The sequence below is a fragment of the Mesorhizobium sp. M7A.F.Ca.CA.004.12.1.1 genome (genome assembly GCF_003997835.1).
Classification (GTDB): Bacteria; Pseudomonadota; Alphaproteobacteria; order Rhizobiales; family Rhizobiaceae; genus Mesorhizobium.
The window spans coordinates 1-1,545 of sequence record NZ_RZRK01001104.1 but is presented as its reverse complement, the minus strand read 5'-3'; the positions used below and the strand labels follow the sequence as shown (position 1 = coordinate 1,545).

Annotated in this window: 2 protein-coding genes and 1 pseudogene; all 3 read left to right on the top strand. The window is 63.6% G+C overall.

The window, feature by feature from the left end:
- Window positions 1–592: cytochrome c-type biogenesis CcmF C-terminal domain-containing protein (locus EN984_RS34100; protein ID WP_281057383.1), on the top strand; the 592-nt coding region annotated here is incomplete at its 5' end.
- The gene (locus EN984_RS34095; RefSeq protein WP_127270956.1) at window positions 589–1,056 is read left to right on the top strand and encodes a cytochrome c-type biogenesis protein; all 468 of its coding nucleotides are present in this window, start codon (window positions 589–591) and stop codon (window positions 1,054–1,056) included. The genes EN984_RS34100 and EN984_RS34095, both read left to right, overlap by 4 nt.
- Before the next feature lie 130 nt (window positions 1,057–1,186).
- Window positions 1,187–1,545: pseudogene (locus EN984_RS34090) on the top strand (serine protease); the annotation flags it as partial.

Genomic DNA, 1,545 nt, shown 5'->3' with positions numbered 1-1,545 from the left:
CGCCGTCAAATCGGGGGTCGGCAATGTCGCAGCGGGGATCATGGTCAGGCGCTTGCTCGGCCTGCCGCGCTCGGTCTTCGGCACCGCCTTCGCTCACCTTGGCCTCGGCCTGACCACGCTCGGCATCGTCGGCACACTTTGCTTCGGCACCGAGAAGATCCTGTCGATGCATGCCGGTGAGACCGTCGAACTGTCCGGCCATACGCTGCGTTTCGTCGGGCTTTATCCGGCCCAGGGACCGAATTACAGCGAGGATCTCGGCCGCTTCGAACTGATCGGCGTCAGCGGCAGCCCTGTTGGCGAAATCAGCTCCGCCAAACGGTTTTATCCGGTGCGGCAGATGACGACGACGGAATCGGGCATCAGGACGATTGGTTTCTCGCAGCTCTACATCTCGCTCGGCGACGAGGGCAATGACGGTTCCGTCGTCGTGCGTTTGTGGTGGAAGCCGCTGGTGACGTTGATCTGGGGCGGCGGCCTGATGATGATGGCGGGCGCGGCGATGTCACTGATGGACCGGCGCCTGCGCGTCGGCGCGCCGTCGCGGCGGCGCAAGCAGGCGAGCGCGGTGCCATCCGCGACCCTGCCATGAACGCGCGGTTTTCTCTGACCTCCATTGTCCTGCTGCTGGCGCTGTTCTTTGCCGGCACGGCCTCGGCGGTGAAGCCTGACGAGGTGCTGCCTGATCCGACGCTGGAGGCGCGGGCGCGGGCGCTGTCGGAAGGCTTGCGCTGCATGGTCTGCCAGAACCAGTCGATCGACGAATCCGATGCCGACCTTGCCCGCGACCTGCGCGTCCTTGTGCGTCAGCGCCTCGTCGCCGGCGACACCGACCAGCAGGTCATGGACTACGTGGTTTCGCGATATGGCGAGTTCGTGCTGCTGAAGCCGCGATTCGACCTGCGCAATGCGTTGCTGTGGGGCACGCCCGTCCTGCTGTTGCTGGTGGGAGGCGTTTTCATCGTGCTGACCGCGCGGTCGCGCCGCGTGCTGGCAACAAAATCACTGTCCTCCGAAGAACAGGCATCGTTGGACGCCATATTGCGCCGCGACTGATGTCCGCCGTCACTCCCAAACATTACCAAAGTTTCATGTGTCGGAAATGGCGCTGTAATGTGTGCCGCTCTAATTCTCCTTTCCGAGGATGCCGACCAAGCAGCGTCCGTTGAAAGAGGATAAGAGATCCATGAATATTGCCCCCAATTCATATTCCGTCACCCGCAAGCGTCTCATGGCTGCCGTCGCATCTGTCGCCGTGGCCGGTGCGATCGGGGTTGGCGCGCTGACCAGCGGAACCAGCCCTGTTCTGGCCGATGCCGTACGCGTCGAGGCGCCGCAGGTGCCGGGCTTCGCCGATGTCGTGGAGCGCGTTTCTCCCGCCGTTGTCAGTGTCAAGGTCAAGGCCAAGATCAGCCCGGCCGCCGATGATGGCTCCGACCCGTCCGACGACCAGGATGGCATGAACAACCTGCCCAACAATCCACAGCTACGCCGCTTCTTCAAGGAATTCCGTGGCTTTGGTGACCAGGACGGCCAGGGTGGCGG

Coding starts and splice junctions, on each gene's coding strand:
- EN984_RS34095 (WP_127270956.1), top strand. CDS start 589: ATGAACGCGCGGTTTTCTCTGACCTCCATTGTCCTGCTGCTGGCGCTG.